The following is a 22,033-nucleotide window of genomic DNA, read 5'->3' on the forward strand; positions in this document are numbered from 1 at the left end:
CAGGGCGGGGGGTGCGGCAACCGCGCTCCCACGGTTGGCGCCCGTGGGCAGGCCCACGTTTCCGGGGGCCTGCCGCGCGGGTAACCAGCCTCCTTGTGCAGTGACCCGGGAACGACCCGCGAGCCCGCGGCGGACCCCGGGCAGGATGGACCGCCGCGGCTCGAGGGTCGAGCGCGCCGGGAACGAAGGAGCGGACGACGGATGGTCGACTCGAGGGGCCCCCTCGCGCAGGACGGACGACGCGCGGAACGACTGGAGCTGCGCGTGCCCACCACGGCGACCCAGCTCCCCGCCGTCCGGGCGATGGCCGGTGACCTGGCGATGCGCATGGACTACGACCTGGACGCCGTGGAGGACCTCCGCCTCGCCGTCGACGAGGCCTGCGCCACCCTGACCACGATCGCCGAGGGCGACGCCCCGCTCACGGTGGTCTTCGAGACCACGCGCGCCGGTCTGCACATCGATGCGTGGGTGCCCACGGCCGACGGCACCGAGGTGCCCACGGACGGCTTCGGCTGGGCGGTCCTGGCTGCACTCGTCGACGCCGTCGAGGGACGCCGCTCGACCCAGGGCGAGGTCCCGGCCGGCGACGGCGGCCAGGGTCCGGTCGCGATCATCTCCATGGACAAGTTCCTGCCCGGTCAGCACCCGGCCGAGGTGGGCAGCGGACAGAACCTCTCGGTGGCCCGGTGACCCCCTCGGCCGCCACCGACCCGGTGGAGGAACCGCTGGACGCCCCGACGGGCGAGGCAGCGGAGTCGACGCCGGTCGGGAGCACCGACGGGAACGCCCCTGCGCCCGAGGCGCAGGCCGCGGAGCCCGACGCCGTCCCCATGTCGGAGAACCGGCGCCGGGCCGAGCGCACCGCACCCCTGTTCGCCGAGCTCGCCTCTCTGGAGAAGGACGACCCGCGCCGCGAACGGCTGCGCGAGATCCTGGTCGAGGAGCACCTGCCCCTCGTCCGGCACTTCGCCCGCCGGTTCAGCAACCGGGGCGAGCCGTTCGACGACCTGCTGCAGGTGGGCACGCTCGGGTTGATCGCGGCGATCGACCGGTTCGACCCGACCCGCGGCGTGGAGTTCCTCTCCTTCGCGGTGCCGACCATCACCGGTGAGATCAAGCGGCACTTCCGCGACCAGGGCTGGTCGGTGCGGGTGCCGCGCCGGCTGCAGGAGCTGCACCTGTCGCTGAACTCCGCGGTGGGCGAGCTGGCGCAGAAGAACGGCCGCGCGCCGACGCCGTCGGAGCTGGCCGAGCACCTGGGCATCCCGCGCGCCGAGGTCCTGGAGGGTCTCGCGGTGGCCAACGCCTACCGCAGCAGCTCCCTGGACGAGCGGCTCTCCGGCGAGGACGACTCCCCCACCCTGGCGGCGACGCTCGGCGAGGAGGACGCCGCGCTGGAGGGCGTCGAGTACCGGGAGTCGCTGCAGCCGCTGCTGGCCACGATCCCGGCCCGCGAGCGCCGCATCCTGATCCTGCGGTTCTTCGGCAACATGACCCAGTCGCAGATCGCCGCGGACATCGGCATCTCGCAGATGCACGTCTCCCGGCTGCTGTCGCAGACGCTGGCCAAGCTGCGCGAGGGCCTGCTCAAGGACTGAGCCCGGCCCCCGCCATCCCCTGGCTCACGCCCACCCGCTGCGTGATCATGAAGTTCGGGAAGCGCCACGCCGCCGTTCAGCGGCGCGTCGCTTCCCGAACTTCATGATCACGGCGAAGTGGTGCCGTCGTCCGGTGTGCCGAACTGCTCGCGGACGGCGGGGTCGGCGGCCGGGCCGCTCTCCCGCACCTCGGCGGTCACCTCGGACAGCGACGGAGGCGTCGGCACGGCGGGCGTGGTGTCGGCGATGCTCGACAGCTCGATCCGGGCCTCCGGTTGATCGGCCGCAGCCGGCACCTGCGACTCGAACCAGCTGCTGGTGTCCAGACCGCCGTCCTTGGGTCCTCTGCTGCCGTTCCCGTCGGACTGCACGTCCATCCAGGACCGCCCCTCGCCGGCGCCGCCCAGGTTGGCCAGCCCCTCCAGCGCCTTGCTGAACTCGCTGGGGACGATCCACATCTTGTTGGCGTCGCCCTGGGCGATCTGCGGCAGCGTCTGCAGGTACTGGTAGGCCAGCAGCCCCTGGTCGGGCTTGCCGTCGTGGATGGCCTGGAACACCGTCTCGATCGACTTCGCCTGGCCCTGCGCCTGGAGGAACAGCGCGGCACGCTCACCCTCGGCACGCAGGATCCGGCTCTGCCGCTCGGCCTCCGCCTCGAGGATCGCGGCCTGCTTCTTGCCCTCCGCGGAGAGGATCGCTGCCGCCTTCTCACCCTCGGCCGAGGTGATCGCGGCCTGCCGCTGCCCCTCAGCGGTCAGGATGATGGCGCGCTTGTCCCGGTCGGCGCGCATCTGCTTCTCCATGGAGTCCTGGATCGACAGCGGCGGGTCGATCGCCTTGATCTCCACCCGGGCCACGCGCAGACCCCACGGGCCGGTCGTCCCGTCGAGCACCGAACGCAGTTGGCTGTTGATGCCGTCGCGTCCGGTCAGCGCACCCTCGAGGTTCAGGCCGCCGACCACGTTGCGCAGCGTCGTGGTGGTCAGCTGCTCCATGCCGGTGATGTAGTTCGCGATGCCGTACACGGCCAACCGCGGGTCGGTCACCTGGAAGTAGACGACGGTGTCGATGCCGACCTGCAGGTTGTCGGCGGTGATCACCGGCTGCGGCGGGAACGAGACGACCTGCTCGCGCAGATCGATGGTGGCCCGCACGCGGTCGATGAACGGCACCAGGATCGACAGCCCCGGGGACAGCGTGCGGCTGTAGCGGCCCAGCCGCTCGACGACCTTTGCCTGCGCCTGCGGGACGATCGTCACGCTCTTGGCGAGCAGGACGATGACCAGGACGGCGACGACGAGCAGTGCGATGAGCGCCGGTTCCACGGCTGGCTCCCTTCCTCGGGGTCGATGCAGATCCTGCCGGGTCCGGTTCGCCGGGTCAGCCCCTCGGCGGCCGGTTCACTCCAGCGCGTCGCCGACGACGGCGGTGGCCCCGTCGATCGCCAGGATGCGCACCGTCGCGCCGACGGCGTAGGAGTCCGCGGACTGCTCGGTGCGGGCCGACCACTCGTCGGCGCCCATGCGGACCCGGCCGCCGTGCCGACCGACGGCCTCGGTGACGGTGGCGGTCCGGCCGATGAACGTCTCGACGCCGTCGGGCTGGCGGGGTGTGCGGTTCTCCAGGTGGCGCCGGGCGATCGGCCGCACACCGGCCATCAGCAGTCCGGAGACGGCGATGAAGGCGATCACCTGGACGACCGCTCCCCCACCCAGCAGGGCCGCCGCCATGCCGCCCAGCGCACCCCCGGCGAGCATCAGCAGCACCAGGTCGACGGTCAGCACCTCGCCCACGGCGAGCACGACGGCACCGATCAGCCAGATGAGCCAGGCAGCCATGTGCCGGAGTCTGGCAGACCGGTGGTCTTCGTCTCATCCACCGCACCCCACCTGGGGGAACGTCGGTGCGGCCCGGGAGCCACCGCTTCCCCGGCCGTAGCCTCGCTGCCGTGCACGACTTCCCCGCCGGCCGGTTCGCGGTGTGGGCCACCGCCTGGCTCACCGGACGCACCGCCTACGACGACGCCCTCGACGGGATCACCGGGCACTCCGCGCACCGGGTGGTCGGGCTCGCCGGCTCCGACGGCGCGATCCCGCTGGGCGAGGCGCTGAGCGCGCTGCGCGGCCTCGGTGAGAAGCGGCTGCGGCTGGTGCTCCCCGCGCCCGGCGACGTCCGCGGTCTGCCCGCCGTCCCGGGCCTGGCGCCGCTCGCGCTGGAGGCCGGACAGGCCGCCGTCGGCGACCGGGTCGCCCTGGTGCCCGAGCAGCTCGGCTCGGCGGTGCTGCAGTGGACGGCGTTCGGCCTCGACGACGTCCCGCCTCCTCCCCCACCGGTCGAGGGCACCCTGCGCGCCGCCTCGGGGGCACTGGACCTGGCGGTCACCGATGCCGCGCGCACGCTGGCCGAGCTCGACCTCGCCCGCTGGCATCCCGAGGTGCCCACCCTGCTGGCCGGGCTGGCGCGCCCGAGGCCGGCGCCGGGGTTGCCGGACGACCACGACCCCCTCGCGCTGTCGGTCCTCGGCCGGGCGCTCCGGCTGGCCGCCGTCCTGGACCTGGCGGCGACCGATGCACCGGGAGCCGCGGTCAACCACGCGCAGGCCGCGCGGCGCGACGCCGCGCTGCGTCCGCTCGCCGGCGCCGTCCGCGAGGCGGTGACCGCGGCGTACAACGCCGTCCCCCGCTGACCCGGTCATGCATGACCATGCACGGTCATGCATACTTGTGCCGTGTCCAAGGTGCTCACGTCCCTTCCCGTCGGCGAACGCGTCGGCATCGCTTTCTCCGGAGGTCTCGACACCTCCGTGGCGGTCGCGTGGATGCGCGACAAGGGAGCGGTCCCCTGCACCTACACCGCGGACATCGGGCAGTACGACGAGCCCGACATCGCCTCGGTCCCCGGCCGGGCCTCGGCCTACGGCGCAGAGCTGGCCCGGCTGGTCGACTGCCGCGCCGCACTGGTCGAGGAGGGCCTCGCCGCGCTGACCTGCGGCGCCTTCCACATCCGCTCCGGTGGGCGCAGCTACTTCAACACCACGCCGCTGGGCCGCGCCGTCACGGGCACGCTGCTGGTCCGGGCGATGCTCGAGGACGACGTCCAGATCTGGGGCGACGGCTCGACCTACAAGGGCAACGACATCGAGCGGTTCTACCGCTACGGCCTGCTGGCCAACCCCGGCCTGCGGATCTACAAGCCGTGGCTGGACGCCGACTTCGTCACCGAGCTCGGCGGCCGCAAGGAGATGTCGGAGTGGCTGGTCGCGCACGGCCTGCCCTACCGCGACAGCGCCGAGAAGGCCTACTCCACCGACGCCAACATCTGGGGCGCCACGCACGAGGCCAAGACGCTGGAGCACCTGGACACGGGCATCGAGACCGTCGAGCCGATCATGGGCGTGCGGTTCTGGGACGAGTCGGTCGAGATCACCCCCGAGACGGTGACGCTCGGGTTCGAGCAGGGCCGCCCGGTCACCATCGACGGCAAGGAGTTCGACTCCGCCGTCGACCTGGTGACCGAGGCGAACGCCATCGGCGGCCGGCACGGGCTGGGCATGTCCGACCAGATCGAGAACCGCATCATCGAGGCCAAGAGCCGCGGGATCTACGAGGCTCCGGGCATGGCGCTTCTGCACATCGCCTACGAGCGGCTGGTCAACGCGATCCACAACGAGGACACCCTCGCCACCTACCACTCCGAGGGCCGCCGCCTGGGCCGGCTCATGTACGAGGGTCGCTGGCTGGACCCCCAGGCGCTCATGCTGCGGGAGTCGCTGCAGCGGTGGGTCGGCATGGCGGTGACCGGAGAGGTGACGATCCGGCTGCGGCGCGGCGAGGACTACTCGATCCTCGACACCGCCGGCCCCTCGTTCAGCTACCACCCGGACAAGCTGTCGATGGAGCGCACGCACGACTCGGCGTTCGGCCCGGTGGACCGGATCGGTCAGCTGACGATGCGGAACCTCGACATCGCCGACTCGCGTGCCCGGTTGGAGCAGTACGCCCGGATCGGCATGGTCGGCGGTGCCGCCTCGCACGCGGCGATCGGTGCGGCCCAGGCGGCATCGACCGGGCTCATCGACGCCTCCGAGCAGGGTGGTGCCGAGACGATCGCCTCGCGCGGTCAGGTGTCGGCGCACGATGAGCTGCTCGACCGCGCCGCCATGGAGTCCGGCACCGACTGAGGACACCTCTGGCCCCGCCTCGTCAGCTCGGCGCGGGCAGCTGCCGAGGAGCCGATAGGGCGCGCGAACCCCTCCACCGGGGGAACGCGCGCGGCTAGCGTTCGGCCATGGCAGCGTCGATGACGATGAACCGGGTGATCCACGCCGCGGTGCGGCGGGACCTGCAGCGACTCTCCGCGGCCCTGGACGACTGGCGCGAGGGCGACCGGGCACGAGGTGGCGAGCTCGAGCGCGCCTTCGCCAACCTCCGGGCCGAGCTCACCCACCACCACGAGACGGAGGACGCCTACATCTGGCCGATGCTGGCCTCGGTGGGGGTCGACCGGGAGCTGCTCACCGCGATGGAGTCCGAGCACGAGGCGATGGCCGAGGCCCTCGCGCAGACGTCGACGGCGCTCGGCGCGCTGGCCGCGAGCGGCTCGACCACCGATGCCGCGGCGGCGAGCGCGAGCGTGGGCCGGACGCGGGAGATCACCGAGCGGCACCTCCGGCACGAGGAGGACGAGCTCGAGCCGCAGCTGGAGCCGCACCACGACTCCCCCGAGTGGAAGGCGGTGGAGAAGAAGCTCCGCAGCCGCCCGGTCGGCGAGATCGGCCGCTTCTTCGCCTGGCTCACCGACGGTGCCGAGGAACCGGAGCGTCGGTTCCTCCGGTCCACCGTGCCCCCGCCGGTGCTCGCCGTCTTCACCCGCCTGATCGGCCGCCGGTACACCCGCGAGGTGGCACCGCTGTGGCGGACGCCCACCTCGCGGCACTGAGACGCCGCTCAGTCGGGTCCGGCACCGACTGAGCGGCGACTCTGCGGCTGGACCGCACACGCTGCGGGCGCGATCCCTCCAGCACGGTCGGGAACCCGCCGGCAGAGTCGTGCGGTCAGGCCGTCGGGCGGGGCGGCCGCGGCGGGGTGAAGCAGCAGGACGCCGGGCAGTTGGTACCCAGCCGCGGCTCCCCTCCGGCGCGGCGTTCGACCAGCAGCTCGACCAGCGAGCGCACGAAGTCCGGGTGCGTACCGGCCGTCGCCGCCCGGGCGAAGGCGAGGCCGAGCTCGCCGGCCGTCTCCTTCGCCTCGTTGTCGAGGTCCCAGATCACCTCGAGGTGGTCGCTGACGAAGCCGACCGGGAAGACGACGACGGCCTTCTCCCCTGCCTCCGCCAGCGCCTTCAGGTGGTCGTTGACGTCCGGCTCCAGCCACGGCACCGACGGCGGACCCGAACGGCTCTGCCACACCAGGTCGAAGTCCCGCCCGGGCACGGCGGCGGCGACCACCCGGCGGGCGGTCTCCATGAGCTCCGCCTCGTAGGCGTGCCCGTCCGGACCGGCGACGGCAGCCATCGAATCGGGGATGCTGTGCGCCGTCGCGACCAGACGGGCGGAGTCGCGCAGCTCGGCCGGGATGTGCGCCAGCGCCTCGACCAGCGCGTCCGCGTTGGCGCGCACGAACCCGTCGGCGTCGAAGTAGTGCGGCAGCTTCTCCGCCGTCGGGCCTCCCGGCGTGGCCGGATCCCCGGTCAACGCGGCGCGGGCCCGGGCGATGTCCTCGTGGTACTGCCGGCACCCGGAGAACGAGGCGTAGGCCGAGGTCGCGAGGACGTAGGCGTGCTGGATGCCGTCGTCGGCCATCTGCTGCCAGACGTCCTCGACGTAGGGCGCCCAGTTCCGGTTGCCCCAGTACATCGGCAGGTCGACGCCGGCGGCCTCCAGCTCTCCCTCGAGCGCGGCGAGCAGCGCCTTGTTCTGGTCGTTGATCGGGCTCACGCCACCGAAGTGGTGGTAGTGCTCCGCGACCTCCTCCAGCCGCTCGCGCGGGATGCCGCGCCCGCGGGTGACGTTCTCCAGGAACGGCATGACGTCGTCGTGGCCCTCCGGGCCGCCGAAGGAGAGCAGCAGCAACGCCTCGCGGCGACCGGCCGGAGCCGGGGCGGACGACGGCTCGACGCCGCCGTTGTTGCGGACGGCGAGCGAGGGGTCCTGGTCGGGACGCTGGCCGTCAGGGGTGATGTCGACGAGGGCGCGGGGCACGTGTGTTTCTTCCTGTTGCGGGGTGACGCTGGATGCACTCACACGCCGACGGCGTGGCTCTGCGACTTTCACACGCCCACGGCGTGGAAGCCTCCGTCGACGTGGACGATCTCGCCGGTGGTGGCCGGGAACCAGTCTGACAACAGGGCGACGACGGCCTTGCCCGCGGGTTCGGTGTCGGTGACCGACCAGCCCAGCGGGGCCCGGCCCTCCCAGGCCTCCTCGAACTGCTTGCTGCCGGGGATCGACTTCATCGCCATGCTGCGCAGCGGCCCGGCGGCGACGATGTTGGACCGCACGCCCTCGGGCCCGAGCTCGCGGGCGACGTACCGGCTGACCGACTCCAGCGCCGCCTTGGCCGCGCCCATCCAGCCGTACACCGGCCAGGCGACCGAGGCGTCGAAGGTGAGGCCGACGACCGACGAGGGGTTGGCCAGCAGCGGCCGGCACGCCTGGGTCAGCGAGGCGTAGGACCAGCTCGACACCTGGAAGGCCGTCGCCGCGTGCTCCCACGCGACCTCCGGGAACCCCTCCCCCATCGCCTCCTGCGGCGCGAAGCCGATGGAGTGGACGACGCCGTCCAGGGTGTCGAAGCCCTGCTCGCGCAGCCGGTCGGCCAGCGAGCCGAGGTGCTCGGTGTTCGTCACGTCGAGCTCGACGACGGCGGCCTCCTGCGGCAGCCGCTTGGCGATGCGCTGGCAGAGCGACAGGGCGCGGCCGAAGTTGGAGAGCACGAGCGTGGCGCCCTGCTCCTGGGCCAGCCGCGCGGTGGCGAAGGCGATCGACGCCTCCGTCAGCACGCCGGTGACCAGGATCTTCTTGCCCTCGAGAATCCCCATCAGTGCCCCATTCCCAGTCCGCCGTCGACCGGGACGACCGCCCCGGTGATGTAGCCCGCCGCGTCGCCGGCCAGGAAGCGCACGACGCCGGCGATCTCGTCGGCGTCGGCGTACCGGCCCAGCGGCACCTGGCCGAGGATCTCCTTCTGCCGCGCCTCGGGCAGCTCCGCGGTCATGTCGGTGGTCACGAAGCCGGGCGCGACGACGTTCGCGGTGATGTTCCGGCTGCCCAGCTCGCGGGCGATGGACCGGGCCAACCCGACGAGGCCGGCCTTGGAGGCGGCGTAGTTCGTCTGGCCCGCCGAGCCGAGCAGGCCGACGACCGACGACACGAAGATCATGCGGCCGGAGCGGGCGCGGACCATCTTCGCGCTGGCCCGCTTGGCGACCCGGTAGGCGGCGGTGAGGTTCGCGTCGAGGACGTCGGTGAAGTCGTCCTCCTTCATGCGCATGAGCAGCCCGTCGCGGGTGATCCCGGCGTTGCTGACGAGGACCTCGACCGGCCCCTGGTGCTGCTCGATCTCACCGAACGCGCGGTCGACGTCCTCGCTGCTGGTCACGTCGCACTGCACCCCGAACAACCCGTCGGGGGCGCCGCTGCCCCGGTGGGTGACCGCGACGGCATCGCCCTGCTCGGCGAACGAGCGCGCGATGGCCAGCCCGATCCCCCGGTTCCCACCGGTCACCAGCACCGATCTGCTCACGCGCGCCACTCCCCTGCCGACGACCCTGTCGGACCGAACCTAGCCCCTGGTCGCGGCTCCCACCGGCTACCGGCGAGTACGTGATCACTGCCTCACGGGAGCGGGTCCCGCTAGGCCGCCAGGTACGCGTAGAGCCGGGCTCGGGCGTCACCGCGGGCGAGTTCCCGGAGGCCGCGCAGGACCTCGCGCAGGTCGGCAGGGTCGGCGTGCTCGAGCTCCTCCGTGCGACCCCATGCCTCGGCGAGTTCGGCGATGCGCGAGTCCTCGACGGCGGTCAGTGCCTCCCGCAGGGAGTCGGTCACGGCGAGGACCATGCGATCGCCGGTGGGCGTCGAGGCGACCTCCGCACCGTGGCGCGGGTCGTCCTGCACCGCGTCGTAGTCGACGCCGGTCAGCAGTTCGGCCAGGGTGCCCAGCGCCACGACCGGATCGACGGCGGGCGTAGCGAAGCCCGGGTACCCCGGTCCGAGCTCGGTCACCACGGGTTCCTTCCGGAAGAGCCCGGTCTTGCGCTGACCGGTGACCTCGGGCCACCCGAGCGGGCCGCCCGGGCGGGTCAGCGCCTCGGCGGCGGCTGCGTCGTCGTCGGCCAGGAAGTAGACGTAGTCGGTGCTCACGACGGCGATCATGGCGGCGCGGCAGGCTCCCCACCAGCACCGCCACCTGCGAGACTGACGCGTCCGATCCCTGTCCGGAGGTGCCCCGTGCAGCGTCCCGCCCTCGTCTTCGACGGCGACTGCGCCTTCTGCACCCGCAGCGCCGAGTTCGCCCGGGGCATCCTGCCGGCCGGGTGCGCCGTCCTCCCCTGGCAGCAGGTGGACCTCGCCACAGCGGGGCTCACCGCCGAACGGGCGCAGCGCGAGGTGCTCTGGGTCGACAGGGACGGCGCGGTCACCGGTGGCGCGCCCGCCGTGGCCCGGGCGCTGCGGGCCGCCGGCGGGTTCTGGCTCGTCCTCGGCGTCCTGCTGTCGTTGCCGCCGGTCCGCTGGATCGCCCCGCCGGTGTACCGGCTGGTGGCGGCCAACCGGTACCGGCTGCCCGGCGGGACGGCGGCCTGTCGCGTGCCGTCCGTCCCGCCGCCGGCCGATCAGGCCGTGTAGCTCATCCCCTCGGCCATGGCCAGGACGTCCTCCCGGGAGAGGGTGTCCGGCGCCTGGAGCAGGAAGCCGGTGCCATCGCGGAACTCGCCGGCGAGGTACCACATCCGCGTGCCCGAACCGAGGTCGGCGAAGTGATCGGGCACCGAGACCAGCCGCGCGGACCGCCCCTTGACGGTGAGCTCCTCGACGGGATTGCCGTCGGCCATGCCCCGCAGCACGACGTCCGGGGAGTCGTAGCCCCGCCACTGCTCCAGCAGGCTGACCGCGACGCGCGCGCTGGGGTTCGTCGGGTCGGCCTCGTCGACGAGCGCGAGGTTGCCGAGGCTCTCGTAGCTGGAGACCGCCCACCCCTCGGGCGCGAGACCGAACTGCAGCTGGACGGGCTGCGGCCGGTCGACGATCGACTGGCCGACGGAGACCAGGGCGGTCTCCGAGCCGTACCGGTCACCCCACCCCACGAGGCCGACCCACAGCCCGTCGGCGCGCTGCCAGTAGAGCTCGGCATAGGCGCTGCCGCAGACCTGCTCCGGCTCCTGCTGCTGCGTCGGCGGCGCCGGGGCGTAGGTGCAGGACGGCTCGGACAGGGTCGCCCGGGTGAAGTCGGCGGGCCGGCCGGCGACTGCGGTGGTGCCCCGGTCCTCGACCTCGTCGTCGGTGTAGGGCGGCGACAGCTGCGCGCCCGGCGGGGGCACCCGCGGATCGCGCTCGGAGATCGTGAACGTGAACCCCGGGTCGTCCGCGGAGCTGTACCGGGCCGAGTAGACCAACGGCTCCACGGCGCCGAACATCTCCAGCCCTCCCCCGCGGCTCAGGACGGGCGTCAGTCCTTCGGGCGCCGGGTCCAGCGAGTACGGGAAGGTGATCGCCTCAGCAGCGACCAGGGTCAGGCCGCCGGGCGGGTCGAGCGGCAGCGGCGTCGGCTCGGCCGGCAGCTGCGCGTCGGGCGCCGCGACGACCGGTGGTCGTTCCGGTCGGAGGTCGACGACGACGGCGGTGGTCCATGCCGCGGCGACGACGAGCACCCCCGCGCCGGCCCGGACGAAGGTCTTCCGGCTGGGGCGCCGACGACGCGGTGCGGTGCGGGACTCGGCGGCCAGCTGGCGGGCGGCGACGACGGACGCCGACTCGTCGGCCTCGGTCACGAAGCGGAGGAAGTCGTCGGGAAGGGCGGGCAGCTCGGCGTCGCGGATGCCCGCCGCCGCGGTCAGGCGGTCGTCCAGCTCTCGGTCGGTGATCATCGGGCGGTCTCCTCATCGGTGGAGGGAGCAAGGGCGGCGCGGAGTCGTCCGCGGGCGCGGTGCAGACGGACCCGGGCGGTGCCCGGCGTGAGGTCGAGCGCCGCGGCGGCCTGGGCAGGGGTGAGGCCCTCCCAGGCGATGAGCGTCAGCAGCTCGCGGTCCTCCTCGGACATCTGCTGCAGCGCCGCCCGCACGCGGGCGGTGTCCGCCGACCGCTGGAGCAGGTCCGCGGGATCAGGGACGGCGTCCGTGGCGAACGAGCGGGCGAGCCGCTCCCCCAGCCGTCCGCTGCGTTCGCTGCCGCGCCGCGAGTTGGCCAAGTGGCGGCGGGCGATGCCGAACAGCCAGGGGCGGGCGTCGGCCGGATCCGGTGGCATGTCGGCCCGCCGCCGCCACGCGGTCGCGAACGTCTCGGCGACGACGTCGAGCGCGTCCTCCCGCGTGGACGACCGGCGCAGGGCATAGCCCAGCAACGCGGTACCGGAGCTCCGGTAGACCTCCTCGAAGAGGTCGTCGCCGCGTAGCGGTCTGGTCATGGCTGGTGGCCCCTGCGTCGCGATCACATCCGGTACGTGTCCGGACCGCACGGATCGTTACAGGCTCACCACGGTTCGCTCAGGGCGGCCGAGGGTCAGAGGAGCTTGCCGCAGGTGGGCCAGGCCCGTGGGCCCTGCTTCGCGAGCACCTTCTCGGCGATCGCGATCTGCTGCTCCTTCGTGGCCAGGTCCGCGCGAGGGGCGTAGGCCCCGCCGCCGAACGACGTCCACGTAGTGGAGCCGAACTGCAGGCCGCCGTAGTAGCCGTTGCCGGTGTCGATGCTCCAGTTGCCGCCGCTCTCGCACCGGGCGACGGCGTCCCAGTCGTGCCCAGGCGCGGGAGCCGGCGCCGGGGCGCCGCCGGTCGTCGGGGCGGGCCGCGGCGGTGCCGGCACGGTGCGGCGGGCGGCCACCTGCTGGGCGACCAGCGCGCTCCGGGCCTGCTCGAGCTGCGCCTGCAGGTCGGCCTGCTGGGCCTGCAGCTGGGTCAGCTGCTCGGTCGCGCGGGCCCCGACGGCCTCCGCAGAGGCCACGGCCGCCTGGGCGGTGTCCCGCGCACGGTCGGCCTCGGCGAGGGCTTCCTGCACGACCGACTCGCTCTCCGCCGCATGCTGCTGCGCTGCCGCGGCCGACGCCAACACCTCGGTACGTCCCGCGCCGACGACCTCCAGCAGTGCTGCCCGCTCCACAAGCTGCGCGGGGCTCCCAGCGGTGAGCAGCCCGGCCAGGGTCGGCGACGTGGTGCCCGACATGTAGCTGGTCCGCGCGAAGGCCACCACGGCGTCGCGGGCGGCGGTCAGCTCGTCCTGCGCCTGCTGCGCCACCCGCCCTGCGGCCTGCGCCGCGGCGGACGTGGCCGCGTACGCCTGCTGCTGCGCCTCGGCGTCGGCTCGCGCCCGGGCGAGCTCCGCGCCCGCGCGGTCCACCTCGTTCTGCGCCACGCCCAGCCGGCCCAGCAGCTCGCCGACCCGGACCGTCGCCGCCTGGGCGGCCTGCTCGGCGGCGGTGACCCGCGGGTCCGCCGGCGCCGCCGACGCCGTTCCGCACAGGAGGCCCAGACCGAGCGCTGCGCCCACGACGACCCGCCCGAGCCGAGGAGTCCACCGTCGCACGACCACACGCACCCCTTCCGTCACCGGCGCACCAGGGTGCACGGAGCCTGGGGCGCCGGAGGCCCGACACGCGTCGGCGTCCCTTACACGGCCGCCGGATCGTTACCGTCCGCTCCACGGCGGGCCGTGGCAGCATCGGCGGCGCTGTGTCCGCCGCCGTCGCGCGGTGGCCCCTCCTATCTGCGAGGCGACATGGACTTCACGCTCCCCGACTCCGCCCTGGCCGTCCGCGACGGAGTGCGCGGGGTCGCGGCGAAGTACGACCACGCCTACTGGTCGCGCTGCGAGGAGGAGCACCGCTTCCCCACGGAGGCCTGGCGCGACCTGGCCGACGGCGGCTGGCTCGGGCTGTCGGTGCCCGAGGAGTACGGCGGCGGCGGCCAGGGGCTGCTCGAGCTCGCGGTCGCCTGCGAGACGCTCGCCGCCTCGGGCGGCACGGCCGGGATCTTCCTCTACATCCTCACGCCGGGCTTCGGCGCGATGACGCTGGCCCGGCACGGCACGCCCGAGCAGAAGGCCGCGATCCTGCCCGGCGTCGCCGACGGCAGCGTGCAGTTCGCCCTCGGGCTCACCGAACCCGACGCGGGCAGCAACGCCCTGGAGATCAGCACGCAGGCGCGCCGGGACGGCGAGGACTTCCTCATCCGCGGGCAGAAGGTGTGGATCTCCGGGTTGGAGAACGCCGACTGGATGATCGCGGTGACCCGCACGATCCCGGCGGCGGAGGCGAGGCCCCGCACCGCGGGCTTCACGCTCTTCCTGGTCGACGTGAAGGAGGCGGTGGCGAACGGGCAGCTGAGCTACACGCCGATCCCGAAGCTGGGCGGCAACGTCGTCACCAGCAGCCAGGTCTTCCTCGACGACCTGCGGGTGCCGGCCGACCGGGTGCTGGGCGAGGTCGACCAGGGCTTCCCGGTGCTGTGGGACGTGCTCAACCCGGAGCGGATCCTCGCCGCGGCCGGCGGGGTCGGCGGCGCGGAGGCGGCGCTGGCCCTGGCCTGCGACTACGCCCGGGAACGCACGGTGTTCGGCCGGCCCATCGGGGCCAACCAGGCGGTGCAGTTCCCGCTCGCGCAGATCAAGGCGAAGACCGAGCTCGCCCGGCTGATGACCTACAAGGCCGCCTGGCTGTTCGACCAGGGCCTGCCCTGCGGCACCGAGACCAACATCGCCAAGCTCACCGGCGCGCAGGTCGCCTGGGAGGCGGCGAACCAGGCCTTCCAGACCTACGGCGGCATGGCCTACTCCAAGGACCACCCGGTGGAACGGCTGTTCCGCGACTCCCGCATCGCCAAGAACATCCCCGTGGCCGAGGAGCTGATCCTCGCCCACCTCGGCACGCAGGTGCTGGGACTCCCTCGCTCCTACTGAGCCGGCCGGCGCCGCAGCCAGCCGCCGCCGTAGAGCGCCCACAGCACCAGGAGGGGCTGGAAGAACAGCCGGACCAGCCGCTTGGTGTCGGTGTCCAGCCCGAAGGCGCTGGTCCCCTCCAGGTACTGCGCGACGTTGCCCGGGAAGATCGCGACGAAGAACGCCGCCAGCAGCCCGCCGATCAGCCGCTGCCGTCTCGGAAGCGCGACGAAGGCCGCCCCCAGGGCGATCTCGGCGACGCCGGAGCCGAGCACCGTCAGGTCGTCGTCCAGCGGGAACCACTCGGGCACCTGGGCCTGGAACTCCTGCCGCTGCGTGGTCAGGTGCAGCACCCCGGCGCCGACCATGGTCGCCCCGAGGACGAGTCGGGCGGCGGTGCGGGCGACGGTCGGCACGGACGAACGGTAGCCGGGCAGGTCAGCCGCGCCGGGCGCGGGCGGCCTCCGCCAGCTCGGCGACCATCGCCTCGGTGGTCGGCAGGTCGACGCACGCGTCGGTCACGCTCCGGCCGTACTCCAGGCGTTCGGGGTGCTCCTGGTCGAGGTCCTGCCGGCCGGCGACCAGGTTGCTCTCGACCATGACACCGCGGATCGCGCTCTCCCCACCGGCGATCTGACCGGCCAGGTCGCGCACGACCTCGATCTGGCGCAGGTGGTTCTTCTGGCTGTTGCCGTGGGAGGCGTCGACCACGACCACCTGCGGGAGCCCCCGCTCGGACAACCGCTGCCGCAGGTCGGCGATGTGCTGGGCGGAGTAGTTCGGGCCGTCCTTGGCGCCGCGCAGGATCACGTGCCCGGTCGCGTTGCCCGTCGTCGACAGCTGGGCGGAGACCCCGTGGGCGTCGACGCCGAGGAACTCGTGCGGCGACCGCGCCGTCACGACCGCCTGGATCGCCGACTCGACGCTGCCCTCCGGCGAGTTCTTGAACCCGACCACCGAGGAGAAGCCCGAGACCCGCTCGCGGGCGGTCTGGTCGGTGACGTTGCGGGCGCCGACCCCGTTGTAGGTGACCAGCCCGTTGACGTACTGCGGGGTGAGCGCGTTCAGCGGCTCCGCCGCCACCGGGACGCCGAGCGCGGTGATCCGGCACATGAGCATCCGGGTGGCCACCAGCCCCACGCTGATCCGGCTGGAGCCGTCGAGGAACGGGTCGTAGACGAAGCCCTTCCAGTCGACCTCGGTGCGCGGCTTCTCGGTGTAGGTGCGCATCAGGATCTCGAGGTCCGCGCCGTGCCGCTGCCGCATCCGCGCGATGAAGGCGGCGTACTCCAGCGCGGCCTCCGGGTCGTGGATCGAGCAGGGGCCGGCGATCACGGCCAGCCGCTGGTCGGCGCCGGTCAGGATCTCGGCCATGGCCCGCCGGGCGGTCCGCGTCGTCTGCACCGACGTGCCCGACAGGGGGACGACGGCGGCGACCGAGGCCGGGGTGACGACGACGGAGAGCCCGGTGATCCGCGCGTTGACCAGGTCCCCGAGGTCGACGGCGTCCTCCGGGGAGACGCCGACCGCCCGCTGGACCGCGGGCAGCGCGTCGGCGAGGGCGGCGTCGATCTGCCCGTTCACCCGGGTCTGGACGTCGAGCAGCAGGTCCGCGACGCGGGTCGCGTCGTCCAGGATCGTCACCGGTTCTCCAGGGCGTCGGTGAGCAGCGCGACCAGCGCCTCGAGCTGCACGTCGGTCGAGGACTGCACCTCCTCGTCCGAGCCGTCGAGCGCCCGGGCGGCCAGGCCCGCCTTGCTGTCGATGAGCTCGGCGATGCGGGAGTCGAGCGTCTGCGCGGCGATGATCCGCCAGGCGGTGACCGGCTCGGTCTGGCCGATGCGGTGGCTGCGGTCGATCGCCTGCGTCTGCTCGGCGTCGGTCCAGGAGAGCTCGGCGAGCACGATGTTGGAGGCCACCTGCAGGTTGAGGCCGACGCCGGCCGCGGTGAGCGAGCAGACCGCGACGGCGACGTCGGCGTCCTTCACGAACGCGTCGATGTTCTTCTGCCGCGCCGTGGGCGTCTGGTCCCCGCGGATCGAGGAGTAGCGGATGCCGAGCTTGTCGAGCGTCTCCTCCGCGGTGTCCATGACGTCGACGTGCTTGGCGAAGAACACGACCTTGCCGGCGCTGCGGGCCAGCTGTGCGGCGTAGTCGGCGACGAGGCCGGCCTTGGCCTGCCCGATGCGCCGCATCATGCTGAAGACGTTCTCGCCGGTGGTCTTCGTTGTCGTGTCCTTGAGCTCCCAGCCGGCGACCTTGCGGACGAGTTCGCGGTCGATCTCCTCGACGACGGTCGCGGACTCGCGCGCCGCGAGCGCGCTGTCGTACCGCTTGACCAGACGGGCAGCCAGCTCGCGCTCGGCCGCCCGGATGGACCGGCCGGCCTTGTCGTCGAGCTCCACGGGCAGGTCGGCGATGCGGCGGGCCGGGATGTCGGCGGCGACGTCGACCTTGCGGCGGCGCACGATGCCGAGGTCGATCACGCACTGGCGGGCGGCCGGGTAGAAACCCGGATCCGCAGGCGTGAAGCCGGTGTCCTCCAGGCACTGCATCAGCTCACCGAGCGGCTTCTCGTCGTCGATCCAGCCGAGGAACTGCCAGATGGCCCGGAAGTCCTCGATGTCGTTGATCAGCGGCGTGCCGGTCAGCGCCATCAGCAACGGCCGCGGGGTGCGGGAGCGGATGCGCTCGGAGAGCTCGAGGACGTGCTGGGAACGCTGCGAGGTCTTGTTCTTGATGAAGTGCGCCTCGTCGACGACCATCCCGCGGAAGCCGAAGTCCCCGATCCAGCCCACGTGCCGGTCGAGCACCTCGTAGTTGACGACGACGATGTCGGCGAAGGCGTCGATCGTCTCGCCGTTGCCCTGGATGACCGTCGCAGGCCGGTGCGGCGTCCAGCGCGCGGCCTCGCGGGCCCAGTTGGTCTTCACGACGTTCGGCACGACCACCAGCAGCGGGAACGCCTGCGCCGCCTCGGCCGCCAGCAGCGACTGGGCAGTCTTGCCCAGACCCGGCTCGTCGGCGAGCAGGAACGTGCGGTGCCCCTGTGCCGCGGCGGCGACGACCTGCCCCTGGTGCGGCATGAGCTCCAGCCCGGCCGGGGTGAACTGCGAGCTCGGGAAGGGCAGCGACATGCAGGCGGGGGCGCCGCCACCGGCCCGCTCGAAGGAGTTCAGCAGCGGGCTGAGCAGCTCCCAGCCCATCAGCCGGCGCGGCTTGGCCGCGACCGGCCGGGCGGCGGAGAAGTCGGGGGCAAGGAAGGGGTTGGCCAGCTGCCGGGAGATCACCGACTGCGGCACGACCTTGCGCTCGGGGGCGGCCGGCGCCGTCTCCACCTCGGGGGCGGGCGGGGCGACCTCCTCCGGCGTGTCGATCCCGGCCGCCTCGAGCATCTCCCGCTTCAGCGCGCGGGCCGCGTCGGAGGCGACGGCGTCGTCGGCGAGCAGGGCCAGCAGGCCCGACTCCCGGACGGCGGTGGTGGCGAGGATCGTGGCGATCCCGTCCAGCCGCTTGAGCTGCTCGCCGCGGCGGGCCTCCCCCAGCGTCGAGTCCGCCTGCACCCGGGCGCGCTCCTCGCGCAGCACCAGGGCGATGGCCTGGAACTCGGCGCGGACCGACGGGGTGACCCGGCCGCGCTTCACCGCACCCTCGACCTCGCGGACGGCGCGGGCGAGCACCGCGATCACGTCGCCGCCCTCGCGGACACGCCGCTGGCGCTGGTTGCGCGGGGCGTTGCGCCGCGCGCCCGTCGACCGACGAGCTGGTCCTGCCACGTACTCCTCCTCCGGGCACCCGGCACGGGCACCACGACGCGCTACCGCGGACGGCCCCGGTCCGGCGGCCGGGGCCGTGGACGGAGGAACCGCGGGGCTGCTGCGCCGGCGTCCACGGATCCGTGGGCGGTCGACGCCTCCGGGAACGGTTCCGTCGTGGGCAGACAGCCACCGGGATCGCCGGGGCACCCACGCGAGAGCAGAAGTCGTCGCCGGTGGAACGGCCCGTGCGGACCGCCGCCGTCCCCAGAGTAGCGCCTGGCGCCGGCCGGGGCCCGACCTGCGGGTGCGGTGACCACCCGCGAGCACGACTCGGGGACGACGTCCCTCGCCGGCGCTGCGGTCAGCGACGCACGGACGCGGCCAGGCCGGCCCTGCCCGCCGCAGGCCCGAGGAGCCGGGCCAAACGTCTGCGTCCCGACGAGATCACCGGGTCTGCTGACGCATGGTTGTCCTGCGGCGTCGGCTCGACGGCCGGCGGTGCCGGAGCCGTCTCCGAGGCGAGCTCGGGCTCGGGCGCGGGCTCGGGCTCGGGCTCGGGCTCGGGCTGATCCGGCACCGAGGGCGCCGAGGAGCCGGGCGACTGCTGCTTCGCGAACCAGGCGAGCGCCCGCCGGGCCACCTCGGCGTCGGCGTCACCGAAGAGCTCGTGGCTGATCACCACCGCGCCCCCCGGTCTGCGCCACCTCCGCGACCAACCGGTCCCAGGTGCCGACCGTCGCCGGGCCGTGCCAGTCGTCGAAGCGCAGGTCGAGGAGGTCCAGGCAGGCTCGGAAGTGCGCGTCGGGGGCCCAACCGGGGTAAGCGACGCCGTCCCGGGCGAGCACCTCGCGGTTGCTCCAGAGCAGGTCCTGCAGATAGGTCGTCCCGCTCTTGGGCGTCCCCACGTGGAGGAAGACACGCTCAGCCATGGGTCCTCCTGCGACTGCAGGATCCGGCCGATGACGGGGACATGCCTCCGAGCTTGCGACGGGATCCGGCGTCCGCGGCCGCCGGGCTCACGCGCCTCACGCGTCGCCTGTCACCTCGCGCTTCGCACGGGTCGCGAGAGTCGCACGGGCAACATGTGACGAAGGGGAACGGTCCGTCTCGTCCGTCTCGACCTGACACTGAGCGCACTCGGCTGCTTACTGTGGGTGTCAGCAAGGGCGCAGCCGGTAGACACCGGGACGAGGCGTCCACCACCCCCGCGAGAGGAAACGACGTGTCCCTTCCCCAGCGCTCCACCGCCCAGACCCTCGCCCGCCCGGCCGCCTACGGCCAGCGCCCCGCTCCCCGCCCGGCCATGCACGGCGCCTACCCCGCCGCGCGGATGATGCCCGCCGGCGCCCGCCCGCAGCAGCCCGTCGCCCCCGCGGCGCAGCGTCCCGTGCCGGAGCAGCGTCCCGCCCCGCGCGCCGTCAGCTTCCTCACCGTCGCCGAGGTCGCGGCGATCATGCGGGTCTCCAAGATGACCGTGTACCGCCTGGTCCACGGCGGTGAGCTCTCCGCCGTTCGCGTCGGCCGCTCCTTCCGCGTGCCGGAGACCGCCGTCCGCGAGTACCTCTCCGAGGCGCGCACCGACGTCGCCTGATCGACCCGGGGAGGACCGGACCGGGAGCCCGACGGCGACCGACGAACCCCCGGCCGCGGTGAAGCGGACCGGTCACCCCCGCCCTCCGCGCCTCACCCCCGTCTGCGGCGTCGCAGCGACGTCGAAAGACCCTGGTCCGCGGCAGTGACCGCGAGGACGCTCGCGGTGTCGGCGGCGGGGAACGCCGCCCGCCGCCCACCGCCGAGGGCCGGGAGGGGCCATGGCCAAGCGTCTGGTGATCTGCTGCGACGGAACCTGGAACACCCCGGACCAGGCGGCCGAGGGCCGGCCTTGCCCGACCAACGTGACCAAGGTGGCGCTGGAGGTCGCCCCGAGGGGAGACGACGGCCGCGACCAGTGCGTCTACTACCTGCGCGGCGTCGGCACCGAGAAGGGTGAGCGCCTCCGTGGCGGCGGGTTCGGGATGGGGTTGTCCCGCAACGTCCAGGACGCGTACCGGACCATCGTGCAGAACTTCGAGCCCGGCGACGAGATCTTCCTGTTCGGCTTCAGCCGCGGCGCCTTCACCGCGCGCAGCACGGTCGGGTTCGTGCGCAACTGCGGCGTGCTCAAGCCGCAGGAAGCGCACCGCGTCGAGGAGGCGTACGAGCTCTACCGGGCCCGCGGCGCCCATCCGCGCGGCACGGAGTCCGAGCTGTTCCGCCGCTCGTACTCGTGGGAAGCGGAGATCACCTTCATCGGCGTGTGGGACACCGTCGGCGCCCTCGGCATCCCCGTGCGGGGCATGGGGTGGCTCAACCGCCGGTGGGCCTTCCACGACACCAAGTTGAGCTCCATCGTGAAGAACGCCTTCCACGCCCTGGCGATCGACGAGCAGCGGGGTCCGTTCCGGCCGACGCTCTGGGAGCCGCACGACGAGGACGCCCACCCGGTCGGTCAGCGGCTGGAACAGGTCTGGTTCTCCGGCGTCCACTGCGGCGTCGGAGGCGGGTACGCCGACACCGGCCTCTCGGACATCGCCCTGCTGTGGATGGTGGAGCGGGCCAAGGAGTGCGGCCTCACCTTCCTGCCGGACGCGTTCTCCTCGCTGCCGGAGGGCCGGCGACCGACGGACAACCGTCCCCACCCCCTACCGTGCGCCGACGGGCCGCTGCGGGACTCGCGCACCGCGCTGTACAAGCTGTTGCCCCGGCACCACCGGCGCATCGGCAGCACCCACGAGCGCACCGAGACCGTGGCCTCCACCGCCGTCCTCCGGCATCGGCAGATCCCGACATACCGCCCGCCGGGCCTGGAGTCCTACCTGGAGCGGCGCGGACCGCTGACCGACCTCGAGCCGGACCTCAAGGCGACCGGCTTCCGGCATCCCTGACCCGCGGTGCTCACCCGGGCTCGTGGATCGCCAGCTCCGCCGTGGTCCGGTACCGGAGGACGCCGAGGGGGTACCGGCTGGCGGCCACGAGGTACACCCGCAGGTCGGCCGCCGAGGCCAGTCGTGCGGTGTCGATGACCGACCGGAACGACACCGCCTCCTGGCCGATGCTCGGCTGGTCGCGGTAGACGAAGGGCAGCGGCAGCAGCGCGTGCGCCCCGTCGGGCGCGTAGTCCTCCTCGTCGGCGCGCGCCCGGACGAGTGCGTCCAGCCGGCCGCCCGACGCCGAGGTGCGCCCCGCGTCCCCGAGCGCCGCGAGCATCTGCGGGAGGCTCTCCCCCGCCGGTCCCACGACCAGGCAGAGGTAGTGGATCCGCTTGGGGAAGCGGCCCCGGTTCTCCACGGTCGTGAGCGCGGTGAGCACCGAGCGCTTGCCCCGCTCGAGCCACTCGAGCGTCAGCTCCATGTGCGTGTGGGCGATCAGCGAGAGACCGACGTTCCCGAAGAACGCCACCGCACCGAGCACACCCCCGAGGACCGCGACGACGTCCTTCACCTGGCGGTTCCCGGCGCCCGCGGCTCAGAGCAGCCAGATGATCAGGAGGACCAGTCCGGTCACGATGCCGAGGACGACCAGGACGGCGACGACCGCCAGCGCGATGATCGGGCCAG

24 protein-coding genes are annotated in these 22,033 nt (G+C 73.4%); 9 read left to right on the forward strand and 15 right to left on the reverse strand.

Annotated features, from left to right (window positions below; translation table 11 throughout):
* Positions 1-201 precede the first annotated feature (201 nt).
* Both DQ237_RS02290 and DQ237_RS02295 read left to right on the forward strand, forming a co-directional pair.
* Positions 202-693 (forward strand): ATP-binding protein, encoded by a 492-nt coding sequence (locus DQ237_RS02290; protein WP_113796675.1) that lies wholly within the window; start codon positions 202-204, stop codon positions 691-693.
* Positions 690-1,601, forward strand: a complete 912-nt coding sequence (locus tag DQ237_RS02295; RefSeq protein ID WP_113796677.1) for an RNA polymerase sigma factor SigF — start codon at positions 690-692, stop codon at positions 1,599-1,601. The genes DQ237_RS02290 and DQ237_RS02295 overlap by 4 nt, the downstream gene beginning before the upstream one ends.
* Positions 1,602-1,708: 107 nt before the next feature.
* Here DQ237_RS02295 and DQ237_RS02300 read toward each other — a convergent pair whose 3' ends face one another.
* Positions 1,709-2,926: an SPFH domain-containing protein gene (locus DQ237_RS02300; protein WP_113796679.1), complete on the reverse strand. Its 1,218-nt coding sequence runs from the start codon at positions 2,924-2,926 to the stop codon at positions 1,709-1,711.
* A gap of 75 nt (positions 2,927-3,001) precedes the next feature.
* Positions 3,002-3,439: an NfeD family protein gene (locus tag DQ237_RS02305; protein ID WP_113796681.1), complete on the reverse strand. Its 438-nt coding sequence runs from the start codon at positions 3,437-3,439 to the stop codon at positions 3,002-3,004.
* Positions 3,440-3,549: 110 nt separating this feature from the next.
* On the opposite strand from DQ237_RS02305, the gene DQ237_RS02310 reads away from it, so the two are divergent.
* The 3 genes from DQ237_RS02310 to DQ237_RS02320 all read left to right on the forward strand — a co-directional run bounded on the left by DQ237_RS02310 (position 3,550) and on the right by DQ237_RS02320 (position 6,539).
* Positions 3,550-4,287: a hypothetical protein gene (locus tag DQ237_RS02310; RefSeq protein WP_113796683.1), complete on the forward strand. Its 738-nt coding sequence runs from the start codon at positions 3,550-3,552 to the stop codon at positions 4,285-4,287.
* A gap of 42 nt (positions 4,288-4,329) precedes the next feature.
* Positions 4,330-5,781 (forward strand): argininosuccinate synthase, encoded by a 1,452-nt coding sequence (argG, locus tag DQ237_RS02315; RefSeq protein WP_113796685.1) that lies wholly within the window; start codon positions 4,330-4,332, stop codon positions 5,779-5,781.
* Positions 5,782-5,888: 107 nt separating this feature from the next.
* Complete coding sequence (locus DQ237_RS02320; protein ID WP_113796687.1) at positions 5,889-6,539, forward strand: hemerythrin domain-containing protein; 651 nt, start codon at positions 5,889-5,891, stop codon at positions 6,537-6,539.
* 115 nt (positions 6,540-6,654) lie between these two features.
* Here DQ237_RS02320 and DQ237_RS02325 read toward each other — a convergent pair whose 3' ends face one another.
* The 4 genes from DQ237_RS02325 to DQ237_RS02340 all read right to left on the reverse strand — a co-directional run bounded on the left by DQ237_RS02325 (position 6,655) and on the right by DQ237_RS02340 (position 9,960).
* Positions 6,655-7,800 carry a ferrochelatase gene (locus tag DQ237_RS02325; protein ID WP_113796689.1) on the reverse strand — a complete coding sequence of 382 codons (1,146 nt, stop codon included), beginning with the start codon at positions 7,798-7,800 and terminating at the stop codon, positions 6,655-6,657.
* Positions 7,801-7,868: 68 nt separating this feature from the next.
* Complete coding sequence (gene fabI, locus DQ237_RS02330) at positions 7,869-8,639, reverse strand: enoyl-ACP reductase FabI (protein ID WP_113796691.1); 771 nt, start codon at positions 8,637-8,639, stop codon at positions 7,869-7,871.
* Positions 8,639-9,343, reverse strand: a complete 705-nt coding sequence (gene fabG / locus DQ237_RS02335; RefSeq protein WP_113796693.1) for a beta-ketoacyl-ACP reductase — start codon at positions 9,341-9,343, stop codon at positions 8,639-8,641. Before fabG ends, fabI begins: the two co-directional genes overlap by 1 nt.
* 110 nt (positions 9,344-9,453) lie before the next feature.
* Positions 9,454-9,960, reverse strand: a complete 507-nt coding sequence (locus DQ237_RS02340; RefSeq protein WP_147251721.1) for a hypothetical protein — start codon at positions 9,958-9,960, stop codon at positions 9,454-9,456.
* A gap of 87 nt (positions 9,961-10,047) precedes the next feature.
* Between DQ237_RS02340 and DQ237_RS02345 the strand changes: the two genes are divergently transcribed.
* On the forward strand, positions 10,048-10,443 hold the full coding sequence (locus DQ237_RS02345; RefSeq protein WP_113796697.1) for a thiol-disulfide oxidoreductase DCC family protein: 396 nt from the start codon (positions 10,048-10,050) through the stop codon (positions 10,441-10,443).
* Here the strand turns inward: DQ237_RS02345 and DQ237_RS02350 are convergent.
* The 3 genes from DQ237_RS02350 to DQ237_RS20490 form a co-directional block, all read right to left on the reverse strand.
* Entirely contained in the window at positions 10,431-11,681 is a 1,251-nt protein-coding gene (locus DQ237_RS02350; RefSeq protein ID WP_113796699.1) for a hypothetical protein, read from the reverse strand. The genes DQ237_RS02345 and DQ237_RS02350 overlap by 13 nt on opposite strands.
* The gene (locus DQ237_RS02355; protein ID WP_113796701.1) at positions 11,678-12,217 is read right to left on the reverse strand and encodes an RNA polymerase sigma factor; all 540 of its coding nucleotides are present in this window, start codon (positions 12,215-12,217) and stop codon (positions 11,678-11,680) included. The genes DQ237_RS02350 and DQ237_RS02355 overlap by 4 nt, the downstream gene beginning before the upstream one ends.
* 95 nt (positions 12,218-12,312) lie before the next feature.
* Positions 12,313-13,329, reverse strand: coding sequence for a transglycosylase family protein (locus DQ237_RS20490; RefSeq protein WP_304557630.1), 1,017 nt, complete (start codon positions 13,327-13,329; stop codon positions 12,313-12,315).
* 192 nt (positions 13,330-13,521) lie between these two features.
* On the opposite strand from DQ237_RS20490, the gene DQ237_RS02365 reads away from it, so the two are divergent.
* Positions 13,522-14,700: an acyl-CoA dehydrogenase family protein gene (locus DQ237_RS02365; RefSeq protein WP_113796703.1), complete on the forward strand. Its 1,179-nt coding sequence runs from the start codon at positions 13,522-13,524 to the stop codon at positions 14,698-14,700.
* Here the strand turns inward: DQ237_RS02365 and DQ237_RS02370 are convergent.
* From DQ237_RS02370 to DQ237_RS02390, 5 genes are all read right to left on the reverse strand, one after another.
* A complete protein-coding gene (locus tag DQ237_RS02370; RefSeq protein WP_205730038.1) occupies positions 14,694-15,095 on the reverse strand; it encodes a hypothetical protein in 402 nt (133 codons plus the stop codon). The two genes, DQ237_RS02365 and DQ237_RS02370, sit on opposite strands and share 7 nt — an antisense overlap.
* Before the next feature lie 22 nt (positions 15,096-15,117).
* Positions 15,118-16,323: a 3-deoxy-7-phosphoheptulonate synthase gene (locus tag DQ237_RS02375; RefSeq protein ID WP_240619339.1), complete on the reverse strand. Its 1,206-nt coding sequence runs from the start codon at positions 16,321-16,323 to the stop codon at positions 15,118-15,120.
* Positions 16,320-18,455, reverse strand: a complete 2,136-nt coding sequence (locus DQ237_RS02380; protein WP_113796707.1) for a DEAD/DEAH box helicase — start codon at positions 18,453-18,455, stop codon at positions 16,320-16,322. The genes DQ237_RS02375 and DQ237_RS02380 overlap by 4 nt, the downstream gene beginning before the upstream one ends.
* A 343-nt stretch (positions 18,456-18,798) precedes the next feature.
* A complete protein-coding gene (locus tag DQ237_RS02385) occupies positions 18,799-19,116 on the reverse strand; it encodes a hypothetical protein (protein ID WP_147251722.1) in 318 nt (105 codons plus the stop codon).
* Positions 19,091-19,366: a hypothetical protein gene (locus DQ237_RS02390; RefSeq protein ID WP_113796711.1), complete on the reverse strand. Its 276-nt coding sequence runs from the start codon at positions 19,364-19,366 to the stop codon at positions 19,091-19,093. The genes DQ237_RS02385 and DQ237_RS02390 overlap by 26 nt, the downstream gene beginning before the upstream one ends.
* 404 nt (positions 19,367-19,770) lie before the next feature.
* Here DQ237_RS02390 and DQ237_RS02395 point away from each other — a divergent pair, with 404 nt between their 5' ends.
* On the forward strand, positions 19,771-20,028 hold the full coding sequence (locus DQ237_RS02395; protein WP_113797443.1) for a helix-turn-helix domain-containing protein: 258 nt from the start codon (positions 19,771-19,773) through the stop codon (positions 20,026-20,028).
* 220 nt (positions 20,029-20,248) lie between these two features.
* The gene (locus DQ237_RS02400) at positions 20,249-21,361 is read left to right on the forward strand and encodes a DUF2235 domain-containing protein (protein ID WP_113796713.1); all 1,113 of its coding nucleotides are present in this window, start codon (positions 20,249-20,251) and stop codon (positions 21,359-21,361) included.
* Between the two features lie 10 nt (positions 21,362-21,371).
* On the opposite strand, the gene DQ237_RS02405 is transcribed toward DQ237_RS02400, so the two are convergent.
* Positions 21,372-21,917, reverse strand: coding sequence for a hypothetical protein (locus DQ237_RS02405; RefSeq protein WP_113796715.1), 546 nt, complete (start codon positions 21,915-21,917; stop codon positions 21,372-21,374).
* Positions 21,918-22,033 lie beyond the last annotated feature (116 nt).

This window comes from Blastococcus sp. TF02-8, from assembly GCF_003319175.1.
Lineage (GTDB): Bacteria > Actinomycetota > Actinomycetes > Mycobacteriales > Geodermatophilaceae > Blastococcus.